This is a genomic window from Pirellulales bacterium (assembly GCA_036490175.1).
Taxonomy (GTDB): domain Bacteria; phylum Planctomycetota; class Planctomycetia; order Pirellulales; family JACPPG01; genus JACPPG01.
Window position 1 is genome coordinate 57,411 of sequence record DASXEJ010000238.1, and the last position, 15,825, is coordinate 73,235.

The following is a 15,825-nucleotide window of genomic DNA, read 5'->3' on the forward strand; positions in this document are numbered from 1 at the left end:
GGACATGATCTGCGGCCGGCCCCAATTTTGCCCGAATTCGTCGAAAAAGGGGAGTGTTTTGGCATTAATAGTTCGGTACAAGTGTCGCGGCCGGACCGAGTCCGATCCCTCGTTGTGGCAGGTTGATGTTTCCTATTTCCCCTGGTCCGGCAGGATCACCTGGCAGCTTGCCTATTCTCGCCCAGGTATAAGCGTGCCGGCCCATCGAGCGCCTCCATCTACAAGGTCGCGTGGATCGCGGATACACTGGGTCGATGCCGGAGTCTAGGTAAAAACCGCCAACAGGATGAATGACGTGAAATCGCACATCTCAGCGTCTGCCGTGTTCGCCGCGATCATGTTTGGTGGGCTGATTGCCAATCATGCCAGGGCCGAGAACACGTGGGTTACCTACGAAGGTACGGCTGGCCCGGGCAAGGGGCGCCACATCGTGCTCGTGAGCGGTGATGAGGAGTATCGCTCGGAGGAGGCACTTCCCCAGTTGGCAAAGATTCTTGCCTTCAGGCAGGGATTCAAGTGTACAGTTTTGTTCCCTATCGACCCCGCGGATGGGACCATCAACCCTATCGTCCGCACCAACATTCCCGGACTCGAGTCTCTGGACAATGCCGCTTTGTTGGTGCTGTTTACACGCTTCCGCGAGCTGCCTGACGATCAGATGAAGCACATCGTAGATTACGTCGACTCGGGTCGCCCCATTGTTGCGCTGCGCACGTCGACGCATGCCTTCGATAACAAGGCAAGCAAGAAATACGCCCGCTACGCCTGGCAAAGTCCTGAATGGGACGGAGGATTTGGCCGACAGGTACTGGGCGAGACCTGGATCAATCATCATGGCCAGCATGGCAAGGAAAGCACCCGGGGAATCATCGCGCCGGGCGCAGAACACAGTCCGATCTTACGGGGCATCAAAGACGGAGACATTTGGGGGACGACGGATGTGTACGGTGTTCGCTTGCCATTGCCCGGTGATTGCCAACCGCTGGTGTTGGGACAGGTGCTAACCGGCATGAACCCAGACGATCCGCCAGTGTCTGGAAAGAAAAACGATCCGATGATGCCGATTGCTTGGACCAAGACCTACTCCGCACCGTCGGGAAAAACGTCGCGCATCTTTACCACCACGATGGGGGCATCGCAAGATTTAGTGAGCGAGGGTGTGCGGCGCATGCTCGTGAACGCCTGCTTGTGGGGAATCGGTCTTGAGGACCAGATCCCAGCCAAGACTAACGTCGAGTTGATAGGCGATTACCGGCCGCACCCCTTCGGCTTTGGCACCTTCACCAAGGGTGTGAAGCCGGCGGATCATGCCGCGAAGGGGCCGTAGTTCTGCCGGGGCGAGTTTGGGTTTATGCAGCACTCCACCATCGTCCGTCCGGAACAGTCCCAGGACTTTGCCGACATCAACGAGGTTACCCGGCTGGCATTTGGTCAGGAGGCTGAGGCCCGACTGGTGCGTGAGCTTCGTGCGTGCAGTGGTTTCGATCCGCTGCTATCGCTGGTCGCGGTACGAGATCACGAATTGCTCGGTCACATCTTATTTACGCCTGTCGAGATCCAGCGCGATGGTGCGGCGCCGCTTGCCGCATTGGCATTGGCGCCGCTGTCAGTCCTGCCGCAGCATCAGCGCGCCGGCGTCGGATCGCTGCTGGTGCGCAAGGGGCTGACGGCCTGCCGGCGCCGTAGCGAGCGGCTGGTGATCGTCGTCGGGCATCCGGATTACTATCCACGATTCGGCTTTCGTCCGGCGCGCCCCTTGGGCCTCGAGGTCCCCTTCGCCGTGCCCGACGAGGCGTTCCTGGTCTGCGACCTGGCGCGCGATAGCGCCGCGGGAAATGTGCCGGAGTTGGCGCCAGATTTCGTCGTCGGCCTGGTGCAATATCCGCCCCCGTTTCTCTTGGTCTGAGTCGACGCTCTGTCGTCAGCCGCTGTTGGAGCAACACGTCGCGAAATTGCCAGAATTCTCCAAGCCGCCTGTTCTCCGAAAAACTTTGATTGATTTTCCGTAATCTTTTCAGGGGTGTTCTGGCCCTCCCGCTTGGGGACGCCTCGCCATGCGAGATGCAATCGCCATGGCAATCGCGTATGCAAAAGCTCCTAACACGTTTGAGCCAAACGGATCTCGCGTCCCGGGGAACAAATTACATGATTGGGTGAATGAGATGCTTGTTGCCCATGTGGAGATATAGGTTGCTTGGGTTGTTTTATTTGAATAGGAGACATGCCCCGCAGACGGCGGGTTGAACAAGCTTTGACGCGCGTTGATCATCGTTGCCAGCATGCTGCGGGATTATCTTGCGGCCGCTGTACTTGCGCCGGCGGAATGGCCGTTGGCAATGGGGTTGGTTGTTCAACTTTGATTTGCAGGGAGGAAGATGCGTATGAGTCGTTTCAAAATGTCGCTCGCGGTGGCACTAGTGAACGTGCTATCGGCTTCGACGCTGTGGGCCATGATGTCGGACGAGCCTCAGGGAGATGGTCGCAAGGAGGCACTCGTCCGACTGATGCCGGCAAAGAAGGAAAGTCGGCTGCGTGATTATCTGCCGAAGGTCGCCGACGACGAGGTGCAGGCTATCTTCGCCGATCCTCAGTTGATCCTGTATACCGACAGCGAGATGCCCAAGGCCTATCAGTTTTGGGATGGTCAGATGCCTGGCGTCCATCGCGCCAGCTACAACATTTCGGCCAATGGTGGCGAGCCGTTCGGCAACGGCAATCGCGAGTTCCCTTGGGACGGCCCGGCCGGCACTCATCGGGCCAAGAACGTCTGGGCCTTTCGCTTTCTTCGCTTGCCGCGAGATGAAGAGGGCAACGTTCTACCCGTGGTCTGGTTTCAGTCCCGCCAAAAAGGGGATGGCCAGCGCGGCTATGGGTGGCGTTTTCCGGTCGGCGCCGTGCTGGGCGAGGTGTTGATGATGCACGGCGAGGATGGCCGAGACTATTGCTTCGAGGTGCGAGTTCGCTTTCGCGAAGTCGACGATTGGGCCGTGGACGTCTTTCGCCCCTTCCCCCATTCGGAGGATCTGGTCGATCGCATCAAGGAACTACGACCCCATTGGGAGGATAAGCCGGCGCTCAAGAGCGCGGTTGCGCTGCTGTCATCCCAGGCCGAGATCCCCGAGCGGAAGCTAGCTGATAAGCATCCGCGCAAGTCGTTTCAGCAGTCGATGGGTGTCTACTTGCTCCCACCGTTGGAAGACGCCGGACTGGTCCGCGAGCTTTTGACGAAGACGACGTTCAAGTCATCGCTTGGCGAATATTGGTTCGAAGGTACCAATGGTCCTGTGGCCGCAGCCCCCACGACCGAGGCCAAATTTCATATCGTGCCAGCCAAGTACGATGCCGGATTTGTCGAGGTCGACCGCATTTCGTGCATGCGTTGCCATGAGACTGTGAACCAACCCGTCAACAAGTTTCAGTCCGGGCGGGATTGGTACGGACGCATTCGCGGGTCGGATGGAATTTTTTCGTTTCACCCCTTTGACCCCGATTGCATCAGCGGCAACGGCTATAGCCAGCCGGTGAGGATGCGCAACGAATTGGTGTCGGCTGGCGTGATCGAGAAGTACGACGCCAAGAAACACGATCCGCTGCGGTATGCCCAAATACCGCATCTTGTCGAATAGTAAGGCCTGGCGAGTAGCAAGGTTCAGTTACAACTATCAGGGCCACTATTTTGGCCCGCGTCGCGTCCTCCAGTAAGGCGCGGCGCGGGCCGCTTTTTTTGGAGCCCGGGCATTACTATTGCCCTCGCCCGGCGCAAGGGAGTAATCGGCCGGCCGCCCGTTGGGCGATTGGCATTGACCGTGCCATCGCGACCGGTCACCATCCGTCGCGCACACGGGTACTCCGGTCCCGGCGAGTTACGGGCTGGAAATTGCACCTTAGGCCGCGGAGCGTCCGGGCACATGGCTCGAGCCTTGATCGTTGCTGCAATCGTCACTGTCTTGGTTGGTTGGGCTGCGATCGGCACCGCCCAGACGCCAACGTCGCCGCCAGCATTCCGCTTCACCTATCGCCCGCTCGATGTGGGAGACGAAGCGCAAGAAGCGACACACTTCGTGCTTGATCTGAAAACCGTGAGGCTCCACGACGGGCAGGTCGTCGACATCGCCGACCAGGTGATCGAGCGTGACGAAGAATCGCATGTCGTCCGGCTCCCCCCGGGATCGGGACAATCGGCCAAGGCAAAAGTTACCTATCAAGCCTCGCGGCAAACGGCCAAGGGACGCCGTGGCGTCGCCGCCGCCGAGAGCGATCGCCCGGTGGCCGGCAAAACGTACTTTGTTGCGCGCAAGGGCGAAGATTTGCAGATCGTCGACGAACAAGGCGCATCCCCGCCAAACGACGAGCACGAGATCGTGGCCCGTGCGATGGATGGCCTCGGACGAAAAAGCCCTCTAGGGACGTTCCTCAATGGCCGCACGGTGAAGATCGGCGACACCATCCGTCTGCCGGCGGAATTCACGCACAAGATGCTCGCGGGTTGGGATGAATCCCTCGCCGCGCTACCGCTCGATGTCATATTCATGGGCACTCAGCATGTCGATGGCCAGCGCTGCGCATTGTTGCACACACCGCCGGCAAGCACGGCCAAGCCGGGGACCGAGCGGGCGCCGGTGGAAGGCAAGCTTCTCATCGAGTTCGACACCTGCCGGCTAGCAGTTATGGAACTGCGCGGCCCCGTCGCGGCAACCGAACGGCAGGGACAGCCTGGTGAGGAATTCGACGTCCGCCGCAAAGGAAAACTTCAAGTGGCGGTACACGTCGAACACCACCGCGCTGCGCGATAGAGGGCTTTGGCGATGGTCGCGTGCTGGCTGGCAGTTCATTCTGCCGTGCAGGCCGTCCGCGTCAGAGAAGTTCCTCGATCGGCCGGCCATCTTCGACGATGGGTCGCGGCCGGCCACGCAAGTCGAGATAGGCCCCGTCTAGCGGCACGCCCATATGGTGAAAGATCGTCGCGGCCAGGTCGCCTGGTGTTACCGGTCGCTCGCGGATTTGGCCGCCGTCGTGGTCGCTGGCGCCGATCACTTGCCCATGGCGGAATCCACCGCCGGCCACCGTCATCGACATCACGGGGGGCCAATGATTGCGGCCATCGGTGCTCCCTTGCGTGCCGATTTGCGGCGTGCGGCCGAATTCTCCCATCGCTAGCACCAGCACGTCATCCAATAAACCACGGTCGCCGAGATCGGCCACCAACGTGGTCAGCAAGTGATCGAACACGGGCAATAGCGGCTTCAGGCCACTCATGATGCCGCCGTAGGGCGGAATATTATCGCCATGCGTGTCCCACGTACCGGACGAACTGTGATTACTCAGGTCGATGGTCACGAAGTTCACCCCCGCCTCGACCAACCGCCGAGCCAAGAGCGCCTGCTGGCACCAGGGATGGTCGCCGTAAAGGTCGCGCATTGGCTGTGGCTCGCGCGACAGGTCGAACACAGTTTGCGCTCGCGCCCCCACGACAATATCGACGGCCTGCTGCGAAAATCGATCGAGCGCCTGCATCGATCCCGATTGGTCCAAGTTTTCTCGCAGCCGATCGAGCTGCCCGAGCAACTCTTGGCGCGAGCCGAGCCGGCGTTGATCCAGCCCACCGGGGAGTTTGAACAGATCGCCGACGTTGGTGGCCACGAACGGATCGTACTGCTTGCCGAGGTAGCCACCCCACGCCAAATGGCTGCGGCTCTTCAAGTTCAGCGACACATACGGAGGTAAATCGGGCTCGTTTGGACCTCGAAAGCGCGCCACGAGCGAAGCAATCGCCGGATATTTGTCTCCTTCGCGATTCAACCGCGGCGCGGCCTCCGAGTTGCCCGTCTGCATTACCATGTTGGGTTCGTGGTTCGAAAACCGTGCGTCGACCGAACGGATGATCGTCATGCGGTCGAGCATGGCGGCCTGCTTCGGCAGGTGCTCGCAAATCGTCACGCCTGGCAACGCCGTAGAAATCGTGGAGAACGGTCCGCGATTTTCGCGCGGAGCCGTGGGCTTGGGATCCCAGGTATCAATGTGGCTGGGTCCGCCTGTCATCCACAGCAGAATGACGCTCTTGGCGCTGGACATACTCCGGCCCGTCGCCGCCGCCTGGGTGCGAGCCTGAATCAGCCCTGGTAGCGACAAACCAGCCAGCCCGGCCAGCGATGCCTTTAGCACACTGCGCCGATCGTAGACGACCAGCCCCTCGCGCTCGCGGGGCTGAAAGTTCGTAAAGGCGTGCGTCCCTGGTTCGTACGGCCGCGCATTTTGCATGATTTCGCTCACGGACCAACGCCGTGCCGGATCTGAACCGCGGGCCACAAAGCGGCCGGCACTATGGCCCCATGACTATAACATGGCCCGGGACTTCTAGGTAAGCGGTGCGCGTAACCGCCGACACGGGGGGGCAATCCGCTTGCTGGCGCCGCGGCGCTTCGGTGGAAGCACCCCTCTCTGTATTTTGGCGCAAAAAAAGACCGCCAGGGGGGCAATGGCCTGGCGGCTTTTGAAGGAGTATCCGCGAAAGCGGTCTCCTTCGCCAGCTTAATGACTCGTCGCAAGTTCGTCGGGCTTTCCGTTCGGGAATAGCGCCAATTCTCCATGCGACGAGCATAAATTCTTGCGTCTGCAGTGCCGCCATCGCAGCAACAGAAAATCTCTCGCTTGGCCCCTGGACTAGCGGCTTCAGTCAGTCCAGGTGGCCAGCGAGCTATGATCAGCGATTCTGACCCTTCGACGAGGAACGTCCCGAGGCGGTGCTTCTCTTTTGATCCGACCGCTGCTGGTTCCTTTGGGCATCCATATCGTTCTGGGATTGATCACTGAAATCATTGCGATCTTTTTGGCCCTGGCGATCTGCTGACTCGCGTCCGGTCTGACTCTTTTTCGCATCTGACGAATGACCAGCCATAACTCTTTCTCCTTCACACCTAACGTATTGGTCCGCCCCCTCTGTGACTGAAGATGTGCATGTCGTGTGCCACGCTGCGCGCTTGGCCAAGGATCGGTCTATTTGCCTTGGGCCTGATCAACGAGAGACGGTATGGCTGCTGAAAGTGCGACGAATCCGGCAGAAAATAGCTGCTTCTGGCAAACGGCGCGCATGGAAAAAGCCGGGCAAGTGGACCGGCATTGGTCCAGAATTGTTCATCCCGCACGGCCAAGATACAGCTAGCGGTTGTCACAATACCGCACGTTCCTAAATAGCCGATGCGACTGCTGTTGATTTCCTGCTAGGCGAAATGCGCGCGAATTCGATGCACCCAGCAAGATCACGTCTTACAATTACGTCTTACGTGGGGTTGCCCAGCAGTAATCGCGCGAGCCAACTGCGCGGCAAATCGGCGGCCAGCAATCGTGCTTCGTGGCCGAAGTGGCGCAACACGCCTTCGGCCGCCAGATAGCCGCTGCGGATAGCGCCTTCCATCGTGGCGGGCCAGCCCGTGTCGGTCCAATCGCCAGCCAAGAAAAGCTGCCCCAGGGCCGTGGACTGTGGCGGGCGCACTCTTTCGATGCCAGGTCGCACCGAGAAGACCGCCACGGGATCGGTTACCATTTTCCAGCGCAGCAGCTTGGCATCGCGTGCCGCGGGCCAGACGCTGCGCAACTCGTCGCAGATCTCGGCCACGACATCAGCGCGGTCCCGGCCGGTCAGGTTTCGCGAGGCGCTGATCACGACCTGATAGTAGTATTCATTCGTGGCACGTCCCTCGGCCAGATCTGTGCGGCGGAAGAGCCATTGACTAAGCATGTCGACGAGTGCGGCGTGCTCGAGCTCGGTGATCACTCGATCGAACCACAAATGCACGCCTGTAATCGGCGCCGCATCGATTTGGTCGAGCGCCGATACCTGGGGAAGTACAGCAACAAGTTGTGGAGACAGTATGTGACGAACGCGCTGCCAAGGCGTGGCGATAATCACTGCGTCGTAATGATGAGTACCGGCGCTACTGGTGAGCGTGACCCCGTTGGTATCCGCGCCGCGCTCTTCAACGCAATTCTGTCCAACATTGGCCTGTTCAACGTCAATTTGTTCGACGGGCGTGCCTAGCAACAACCGTACGCCAGCGCGGGCCAGCCATTCGGTCAAGCGGACATCGTACAACTCGCTGAGCGACACCAATGGCACGTGCAACTCGTAACCGCTCGCGTTGCTGAGGTACGCATCGACGAAGACTTTTTGAGCGTGCAGCATCGACGCCCGTTCGACCGATTCCCCTAACGCACTGACCAGCACGGCACCCCAAAATCGCTCGATGGCTCGCGGCGATTGTCCTTGCTCGGAAAGCCAGTCGGCAACCGTGCGCGCGGCCAGATCCGCCGGTGCTGCGCGAGCCAATCGCAGCATGGCCCGGCCGATACCGATGCGCTCGCGGAGCGAAAGAAAGTGGAGCTGCAAAAGCGCGGGGGCCAGGTGCAAAGGGGCCGGCAACCCACGCGTGCCGCGCAAAGCCGACGCACGTCCGTCGCGCGTGAACAGGCGCAGCACGCCATCGCGGCGAAAGAGATCGGCCGTCCCCGTGCGTTGGCAGAAGTCTCCCAGATTCGTGCAGCAACCCATGCTGATGTGTTGACAGTAGTCGACCGATTCACCGCTGGCAGCATCCGCGAACGAAGCCGCGCGACCACCCAGCCGACGTCGCGCTTCAAATATCTCGACCTCGACTGTCTTGCCGGCGGTTTGTCGGCCGCCGATCCCGCCGCCAGCCAGGCCCACCGCGGCAGCCAATCCGGCCAAGCCGCCGCCGACGATGGCCACTCGTTTTGATTGAGCTTGCGGCATACGGCTATCTGAAACGATTGTCGTGCGACGACCTGCTTACGCAGAAAATGTTCCGCAGATTGTACAAGTCGCGCGATGTGATGCGGAAGGGACAAGCATTGCACAACCATCCGCTTTTCTTGGTGATTCGCATGATTCGTGCTTTTTACGTTTTTAAGCCTCAAAAACCACGAATCACACCAATGACACGAATATGAACGACGAAGTCAGGAAGAGTTGAGAACGTGGCATCAAAGATGATTGCCCGGTGTGCCCGCCGGGCGCGGTAACAAGGATGTCACCGCGATCGATGCCTTGCGCCAAGTGCTAAGAGTGACGCGCGCCGTGAACACGTCGCCGTCGCGTCGTTTGATCTCGGTGAGCAGCCCATGATAGATACCGGTCATAGCCCGGCAAGCGGCCCGGCTATCGCGCGACAAGCTGGGCTCGAGCGTGGCGCCGCGGCGATAAAAGTCCTCTGCGCGAGCAATCTCGAAACTCATCAGCGCCGCGAATCGATCGTCGCGCACGCCGGCAAACAAATCGTCACGCGTATATTCGAAGCGGCGCAGGTCCTCTTGTGGCAAATAAACGCGGCCTCGGTGGGCATCCTCTTTTAAATCGCGGAGAATGTTCGTTAGCTGAAAGGCGACGCCCAATTGGCATGCCGGCTCGACCGCGGAGGAATCGTTAAACCCCCAAATGTGAATGCACGCAAGCCCTACGGCAGATGCCACGCGATAGCAGTACGCTTCGAGATCGGCGAAGGTCTCGTAGCTGCGATCGCTGAGGTCCATCTCCACGCCATCGATGCAATCATACAGATACTGCGGAGGGATCTGGTAGCGCGACACGGTATCGACAAGTGCCGGCAGAATCGGCGATTCTGCACGGCCGGCCAGCGCCGCGGCCAGAGATTGCCGCCACGCGGCCAGCTCCGCGCGGCGGGAGTCAAGCGGTTTGTCGCTATCGCCAATGTCGTCGGTTTCGCGAAGGAAGGCGTACAGAGCGCACATGGCGCGGCGCTTGTCGCGAGGTAATACCAGGAACGAGTAAAAGAAATTCCGCGCGGCCTGTCGCGTGGCCGTCTGACAATGGGCGTAGCTGGCTTGGAGCGACGAAGTCATGCGCCCCTCAGGGGACGTGGTCGCGGAGCGCGGAGGAAATTGCGTGACAGCGCTCCGCACAGCAATCGTACCTTGCCGAGTCGCGAAATCTTGGGGCGATGCCGCCACACGTCGTACCGTGCGCGGCGGATGCAATCGAGAATCGCGAGACCTCCCTGGGCGAATAGCCAAATATCGCCACGCAGGCCATCAGGCATTTGCGCTACCAGGGGCAAGCCGGCGCGCAAGTAGCCCTCGGCGCGATCAACTTCAACAGTCATCAAATTGCAGAAGCATTCGTTATAAGCACGGCCGACGAAATCCGCAGCCTCGTATCGAAACCGCCGGCAGGTTTCTTGCGGCAGGTAGATCCGTCCACGGTCGAAGTCGCTGGCCACGTCCTGACAGAAGTTGGCCAGTTGCAGTCCGGTGCAGATCGAATCGGATAGTCCGGCCCGAGCGTCGTCGAAGGATCGTGCCAAATAAAGGACTAACCTCCCCACCGGATTGGCAGAATAACGGCAATAGTCCAACACATCATCGCTCGTTTCGTAACGCTCGACCTGCTGGTCGCGACGAAAAGCCACCAACAAATCGGCAAAGGGCTCAATGGGAATCGAAAACTCGGCAATCGATTCCCGCAGTGCGACAAACACCGGATGACGCGCCTCGCCGGCATAGCAAGCGCGCAGTTCGTCCTCCCACCAACGGAGCAAGTCGAGGCTGCGGGCCCGGTCGTGTATTTCGTCAGCCAGGTCGTCGGCCCACCGGCAGTATGCGTACACCGCGTGGAAATGAGGCCGCAAGGATCGCGGCAAAAGCGCGCTAGCCACGTGAAAGTTTTCGTAGTGCGTACTCGCCAGCTGCCGGCAGTAGTCGCGACTTTCGGCTAGCGGTGTGGCACGCGCAGCGCAGCGTTCGGGCCCGTACGACGCTAGATCGACAGTGAAGGCGGCGCTGGTCATGCGGTTATAGGGTGAGAGTGGATCGAGGTCGGCATCCCGGTCGGATCGCATTCTAGCCGCGCCGGGCCTGGCGAAGCCCTCATTGCGGTTTCGTCGGCGGCTGCCGACGAATTCTGCGGCGCCAGGATGCGGCGCGATGTCGCCCGTTGGGCCTGCGCCGCTGTTCGGCTTGGAGGGCATATATTATGATAAGGCCCCATAGCGAGGCAAACCATGCGAATCATTCTGGCCGCTCCCCGCGGCTTCTGCGCTGGCGTGAACATGGCGATCGAAAGCCTGGAGCTGGCGATCAAGGTTTACGGCACGCCGGTCTACGTCTTTCACGAGATCGTCCACAACAAATACGTTGTCGAGCGGTTCCGCAACGAGGGGGCCGTATTCGTCGACTTTTTGGATGAAGTGCCGGAAGGAGCCACTCTGCTCTACTCGGCCCACGGCGTATCGCCCGAGGTGCGTCGGATCGCCGAAGAGCGGCGCTTGCGTACGATCGACGCCACTTGCCCACTAGTGACCAAAGTGCATCTGGAAGCGATCCGCTATGCCCGCGAAGGCTATACGATCCTACTGATCGGCCACGAAGGGCACGACGAAGTCATTGGCACGATGGGTGAGGCACCCGATTCGATCATATTGGTTGAGTCGCCCGAGGATGTTGATCGGCTGGAAGTTTCCGATCCCAACCGGTTGGCATATCTTACGCAGACCACGCTCTCGGTCGATGACGCGAACCGGATCATTGCCCGATTGCGCGCCAGATTTCCCACGATTGCCAATCCGCCCAAGGAAGATATCTGCTACGCCACGCAGAATCGCCAGGAGGCGGTCAAGCTGCTGTCGCACGATGCCGACTTGGTGTTGGTATTGGGGAGCCAGAACAGCTCGAACAGCCAGCGACTGGCCGAACTCGCGCGCGAAAGCGGCGTGAGGGCGTACCTGATCGACGGCTCGGCGGATATCGACGTTGCCTGGTTCGAAGGGAACGAGACTGTTTTGGTCACGGCCGGGGCCAGTGCCCCGGAACTGGTCGTCGAGGACTGCATCGAATTCCTGCGAAAGCGCTTCGGGGCCACGGTCGAGACGCGTACCGTGCGCGAAGAAGAGGTCTACTTTCCGTTGCCGCGCGAATTGCGTGTTCTGACGGCCCTCGACTAACTCCCGGTATCCGCTCGTTCTGGCTTCGACGGGCGTGCCCGCAATTGGACTCGGCCGCATCGGCATCGGAAGGATCCTCGTTTGGAAAGATTAACAAGGCCCGACGGCGCGGTGCGATCTTGACCGTGTAGCACGCGAGGCTTGCCATGCCGCGCGGAAGTTCTGAATCGCACGGGGGCGAAAGCTTGAGCAGTACAACTGTCCGTGGCGTGCAGAGGGTTTTCCGAAAGCTATGAAAATCGCGGACCTCGATTTTTATCTGCTCGACCCGGCCGGTGGCGGCGCAGACTCGCCGGAACGGACACTGCTGGTGCGGGTTGTCACGGCAGATGGTCGGGAAGGGTGGGGCGAATCACACTGCGTTTGGCGCGCCAGTGAATTGGCGCCACGGCGCGAAAGCCTGCTGCCCATCTTGGCGGGGCGGTCGGTGTCGGCCGTGGAAGAGCTGCTCGAGATGGAGGCCCTGGCGCCTCCGGCGCTACGGGCGGCGATTGAAATGGCCTGCTGGGACCTCATCGGCCGATTGTCACGGCAGCCGCTGTGCCGGATGTGGGGTGGGGAATATCGTCCGCGCGTTCCGCTGGCCATGCGGCTGCCTGTGGCCCCGCCCGAGCGCGCGGCGCCATTGTCGCGTGAGTTCGACGAGCGCGGATTTCATACTCAGATCGTTGTGGCGACCGGCAATCTGGAAGAGGATATGGCTGCTATTAGCGCCGTGCGCGACGCCGCGCCGGGGCGGATGAAGCTGCGCGTCGACGGCCGTGGCCGTTTTGCGGTCTCCGAGGCCCGTGAACTTTGCCGACGATTAGAGCGCACCGCCATCGAGATGTTGATCGATCCTTTGGATAGCGGCCTCGAAGGCGTTGCCGAGTTGGCGCGGCAGACTTCGGTGCCCCTGGCGATTTCGGCCGCCATTCGATCGCCGGCAGATATCTTGTCGCTCTGGCGTCGGGGAGCTGCGCCGCACTTGGTCATTGATATTGCCGTGGTGGGCGGGCTGTGGCCGGCGCGGCAATGTGCCATCGTGGCGGCGGCCACGCAATTGCCCGCCTCACTGCGCGGAGGGGCTGGCCTGGGCGTGGCGCTAGCCGGCATGCTGCAATTGGCCGCTGCGGTGCCGAATCTAGCGCTAGCGCATGAGTACGCGTCCTACCAACTGCACGAGGATGTGCTGCGCGATCGCTCGACCGTCGTTGATGGCACGGTGTCTATCGACCAAGGGCCTGGCCTGGGGGTGGAGATTGATCGCGCGCGGATCGAAAAGTACCTGGTAACGTAATCGGCACTTGCCGGTTCGGCATGCGGCTCTCGAAGCAGCAGCACGACAGCGGCCCCCTGCAACATGCGTTCCATGGCGTCTGGGCACGCATGTTCGTCGTTGCGAATTCAGATACTCATTGGCAAAAGTACAAGGACTCGCGGGACGGCGAGACTTTGGCAATCTCACGCTTGATCTCCGCCGCGACACAGCGGGCGAGCATCACGCGCCGCCAATATCCCGCCGCGCCGTACTCGGCGGCATATTTCGCGCGCACGCTCCGCCGTATTTCTTCGAGCCCGGCCTGAAACTCAGCGCTTCCGTATAGCCGGGTCTCTCCGTCCGGGACGAATCGCATTGTCATCGGCACGAGCCCACCCCTGCTCGAGCGGTCTGTCGAACCAGATGCGCTTGCTGCCACACCACTCTGTAATCAGCCAGAAGACATTCAGCCGCCGCGGGCTCGGCTAGCTCTGAATGTAGGTTTTCAGGTAATGATTCTCTAGAACGCACTGCTCGTGATGTGCTTTGACCAGGTCACCAATGGAAACCAGGCCGACGAGCTCACCGTGATCGACAATGGGCAAATGCCGCAGACGACGCTCGGTCATCAATTGCATCGTGTCCTCGATCGAATCACCGGGTGCGGCCGTGACGACGTCGGTCGTCATGGCGGCGGTAACGGGCGTCTCGTCGAGCGGGTCGCGCTGCGCGGCGCAGGCTCGCAGGATGTCGCGCTCGGTCACGATGCCGACCATACGACGACTTGCCTGCGACGGGTCCATGACGATCAATGAACCGCAGTTGCACTTGACGAGTTTTTTCACCACTTGATCCAGTGTGGCGGACTCGTCGATTGCAAAGATCTCTGTCCCCTTGACGTTGAGAATGTCATTTAACGTCATTGCGGATCCCTCGAAAAAGAAATGGGGCGTTGCGAAGTGTCCGACGACTTGCCCGCCTCTCTGGTCCGCTGCCGCGCGATCGTTCCTACGGAAGCATACTCCGGCACCATCTCCGGCGTCAAAAAAGTTTCCGTCCCAAGGGGGCGCGATAATAGGCACATCCGGAATTTATGAGAAGGATTGCTGGCTTGTGAAAAAAAGCACGAAGGCGCAGGCCCTCAATGCTCGAGGAAACAAACGTGCGATTAGACACTGACATCACTGCGCCGGCGTCTCCACGATCCGCAAGTTCCGAAACGACAGATCTGTCGTCGGATCGTGTCCCTGGATCGCGATCGTGCCCGGGTTGAGGCATTTTCCATCGCGCGGATTATCGCTGGGCGACCGTTCGTCGGTGAAATCGCTCACTTGGTAGCCATTCACCCACACAGCCATGTGATTTCCGGTGGCAACGATCGTTTTATGAAACCACACGAAGTCATCGGACACCACCCTGCGCGCCTTTTGCCGTCCGTAAATCGCTCCGGTGCCGAAGTCGATCGGCAGCGTCCGTTCGACGAGGAAGCCGTTATTGATCTGGCTTTCGTATCCCTGCCAGAACTTGCCCGGAACATTCCGAAAGAAAATGCCCGAGTTGAGGAACTTGCCATTCGAGAAGACATCCAGTTGCAAGACAAAATCGCGCCAATGGCCCTCGGTCTCGATGGCGCCGTTTCCCTTCTTGACATTCAAGTAACCCTCGGGAGTGACTGAGAAGACGCTTTTCTTATCGGGAAACACTTTCCACCCAGATAGGTCGCGGCCGTTGAAGATCGGCTGCAGACCCAGCGGCTTGAGCTTGATATTGCGGAAGGCGACCTGCCCTTTGTTCAACTGCAAGCCGATGTGGCCGCGCGCGAGAGGTTGCGGGTCGGTATAATCGAGCATCTGCCGGCCATCGACCGTGATGACGAAATGCCCTCCCTGGGCCGTGACTTCGAATGTTTGCCAATCGTCACTGTGCGCGTACTCTTTGGCTTTTTGGCGACCGACAAAACTGCCCGTGTAGAAAGGGCTGGTTTCCGGATCGGCGATGTTCAGTTCGTAGCAGTCCTTGGTGGGATCGGTGGGCACTTCCGGAGTCCGCAGAAAGACGCCGCTATTGGTTCCTCGCGGCGCGCGGAAATCAAGCCGCAAGGTGTAGTCGGCGAACTGACTGGTCGTCGCCAGTAATCCCGGTTCGCCCGCGGAGACGGTAATGGCGCCGTCGGCGACCTTCCAATCGGCCTTCTTGGCGGCATGCCATCCGAAATCGGTCGTGCCATCAAACAGCAGAATCCAACCCTCGTCCAATTCATGCGGCGAGAGGGTATTTGGCTCGGCTGCGGTGACCGTCATCGTGGAGACGAGAGTGATCGCAATTAACAGAACCAGTAGACGACGTGCTAAGTAGCGAGGCATGTGTGGCTCGGGTGGGAGATTGGTTGCGGGCTGTGCGTGCAAGCATTGTCCCAGCGTCGACCGGGACGGAGCCATTCTACATTGCCGGCGGATTGATTTCCTTGGTCCACGATCCCCCACGTTTCGGGTACGATAAAAAGATGGATGAAATCGTAAACTTCGCGGTCGCGATAAAACGCCTGGCAATCCAGGGGAGACGAATACGATCGCTTATGGATCAGATGTTGCCCGGCGACGGCTGCATAAAGCTGCT

13 protein-coding genes are annotated in these 15,825 nt (G+C 60.1%); 6 read left to right on the forward strand and 7 right to left on the reverse strand.

All coding sequences use genetic code 11. The features are described from left to right. Positions 1 to 295 precede the first annotated feature (295 nt). From VGG64_17655 to VGG64_17670, 4 genes are all read left to right on the forward strand, one after another. Entirely contained in the window at positions 296 to 1,327 is a 1,032-nt protein-coding gene (locus VGG64_17655; GenBank protein HEY1601432.1) for a ThuA domain-containing protein, read from the forward strand. Between the two features lie 24 nt (positions 1,328 to 1,351). After that, entirely contained in the window at positions 1,352 to 1,906 is a 555-nt protein-coding gene (locus VGG64_17660; protein ID HEY1601433.1) for an N-acetyltransferase, read from the forward strand. Positions 1,907 to 2,381: 475 nt separating this feature from the next. After that, positions 2,382 to 3,626 (forward strand): hypothetical protein, encoded by a 1,245-nt coding sequence (locus VGG64_17665; GenBank protein HEY1601434.1) that lies wholly within the window; start codon positions 2,382 to 2,384, stop codon positions 3,624 to 3,626. Positions 3,627 to 3,908: 282 nt separating this feature from the next. Further along, positions 3,909 to 4,793 carry a hypothetical protein gene (locus VGG64_17670; GenBank protein HEY1601435.1) on the forward strand — a complete coding sequence of 295 codons (885 nt, stop codon included), beginning with the start codon at positions 3,909 to 3,911 and terminating at the stop codon, positions 4,791 to 4,793. A 61-nt stretch (positions 4,794 to 4,854) separates the two neighbouring features. Here the strand turns inward: VGG64_17670 and VGG64_17675 are convergent, their stop codons facing one another. The 4 genes from VGG64_17675 to hpnC form a co-directional block, all read right to left on the reverse strand. Next, on the reverse strand, positions 4,855 to 6,270 hold the full coding sequence (locus VGG64_17675; GenBank protein ID HEY1601436.1) for a DUF1501 domain-containing protein: 1,416 nt from the start codon (positions 6,268 to 6,270) through the stop codon (positions 4,855 to 4,857). A gap of 1,006 nt (positions 6,271 to 7,276) precedes the next feature. Then, a complete protein-coding gene (gene hpnE / locus VGG64_17680) occupies positions 7,277 to 8,767 on the reverse strand; it encodes a hydroxysqualene dehydroxylase HpnE (GenBank protein HEY1601437.1) in 1,491 nt (496 codons plus the stop codon). Between the two features lie 230 nt (positions 8,768 to 8,997). Then, a complete protein-coding gene (gene hpnD / locus VGG64_17685; protein ID HEY1601438.1) occupies positions 8,998 to 9,873 on the reverse strand; it encodes a presqualene diphosphate synthase HpnD in 876 nt (291 codons plus the stop codon). Then, positions 9,870 to 10,868, reverse strand: coding sequence for a squalene synthase HpnC (hpnC, locus tag VGG64_17690; GenBank protein ID HEY1601439.1), 999 nt, complete (start codon positions 10,866 to 10,868; stop codon positions 9,870 to 9,872). Before hpnC ends, hpnD begins: the two co-directional genes overlap by 4 nt. A 162-nt stretch (positions 10,869 to 11,030) precedes the next feature. Here hpnC and ispH point away from each other — a divergent pair, with 162 nt between their 5' ends. After that, positions 11,031 to 11,969, forward strand: a complete 939-nt coding sequence (ispH, locus tag VGG64_17695; protein ID HEY1601440.1) for a 4-hydroxy-3-methylbut-2-enyl diphosphate reductase — start codon at positions 11,031 to 11,033, stop codon at positions 11,967 to 11,969. Between the two features lie 232 nt (positions 11,970 to 12,201). Next, positions 12,202 to 13,248 (forward strand): mandelate racemase/muconate lactonizing enzyme family protein, encoded by a 1,047-nt coding sequence (locus tag VGG64_17700; protein ID HEY1601441.1) that lies wholly within the window; start codon positions 12,202 to 12,204, stop codon positions 13,246 to 13,248. A 115-nt stretch (positions 13,249 to 13,363) separates the two neighbouring features. Here VGG64_17700 and VGG64_17705 read toward each other — a convergent pair whose 3' ends face one another. From VGG64_17705 to VGG64_17715, 3 genes are all read right to left on the reverse strand, one after another. Further along, on the reverse strand, positions 13,364 to 13,591 hold the full coding sequence (locus tag VGG64_17705) for a hypothetical protein (protein HEY1601442.1): 228 nt from the start codon (positions 13,589 to 13,591) through the stop codon (positions 13,364 to 13,366). A 103-nt stretch (positions 13,592 to 13,694) separates the two neighbouring features. Beyond that, complete coding sequence (locus VGG64_17710) at positions 13,695 to 14,132, reverse strand: CBS domain-containing protein (GenBank protein HEY1601443.1); 438 nt, start codon at positions 14,130 to 14,132, stop codon at positions 13,695 to 13,697. Between the two features lie 258 nt (positions 14,133 to 14,390). Beyond that, entirely contained in the window at positions 14,391 to 15,572 is a 1,182-nt protein-coding gene (locus VGG64_17715) for a DUF1080 domain-containing protein (GenBank protein HEY1601444.1), read from the reverse strand. Positions 15,573 to 15,825 lie beyond the last annotated feature (253 nt).

Excerpts from the sequence above, each read along its gene's own strand:
- VGG64_17660 (HEY1601433.1), top strand. The coding sequence starts at position 1,352 with ATGCAGCACTCCACCATCGTCCGTCCGGAACAGTCCCAGGACTTTGCC.
- VGG64_17665 (HEY1601434.1), top strand. The coding sequence starts at position 2,382 with ATGAGTCGTTTCAAAATGTCGCTCGCGGTGGCACTAGTGAACGTGCTA.
- VGG64_17670 (HEY1601435.1), top strand. The coding sequence starts at position 3,909 with ATGGCTCGAGCCTTGATCGTTGCTGCAATCGTCACTGTCTTGGTTGGT.
- hpnE (HEY1601437.1), bottom strand. The coding sequence starts at position 8,767 with ATGCCGCAAGCTCAATCAAAACGAGTGGCCATCGTCGGCGGCGGCTTG.
- hpnD (HEY1601438.1), bottom strand. The coding sequence starts at position 9,873 with ATGACTTCGTCGCTCCAAGCCAGCTACGCCCATTGTCAGACGGCCACG.
- hpnC (HEY1601439.1), bottom strand. The coding sequence starts at position 10,868 with ATGCGATCCGACCGGGATGCCGACCTCGATCCACTCTCACCCTATAAC.
- ispH (HEY1601440.1), top strand. The coding sequence starts at position 11,031 with ATGCGAATCATTCTGGCCGCTCCCCGCGGCTTCTGCGCTGGCGTGAAC.
- VGG64_17700 (HEY1601441.1), top strand. The coding sequence starts at position 12,202 with ATGAAAATCGCGGACCTCGATTTTTATCTGCTCGACCCGGCCGGTGGC.
- VGG64_17705 (HEY1601442.1), bottom strand. The coding sequence starts at position 13,591 with ATGACAATGCGATTCGTCCCGGACGGAGAGACCCGGCTATACGGAAGC.
- VGG64_17710 (HEY1601443.1), bottom strand. The coding sequence starts at position 14,132 with ATGACGTTAAATGACATTCTCAACGTCAAGGGGACAGAGATCTTTGCA.
- VGG64_17715 (HEY1601444.1), bottom strand. The coding sequence starts at position 15,572 with ATGCCTCGCTACTTAGCACGTCGTCTACTGGTTCTGTTAATTGCGATC.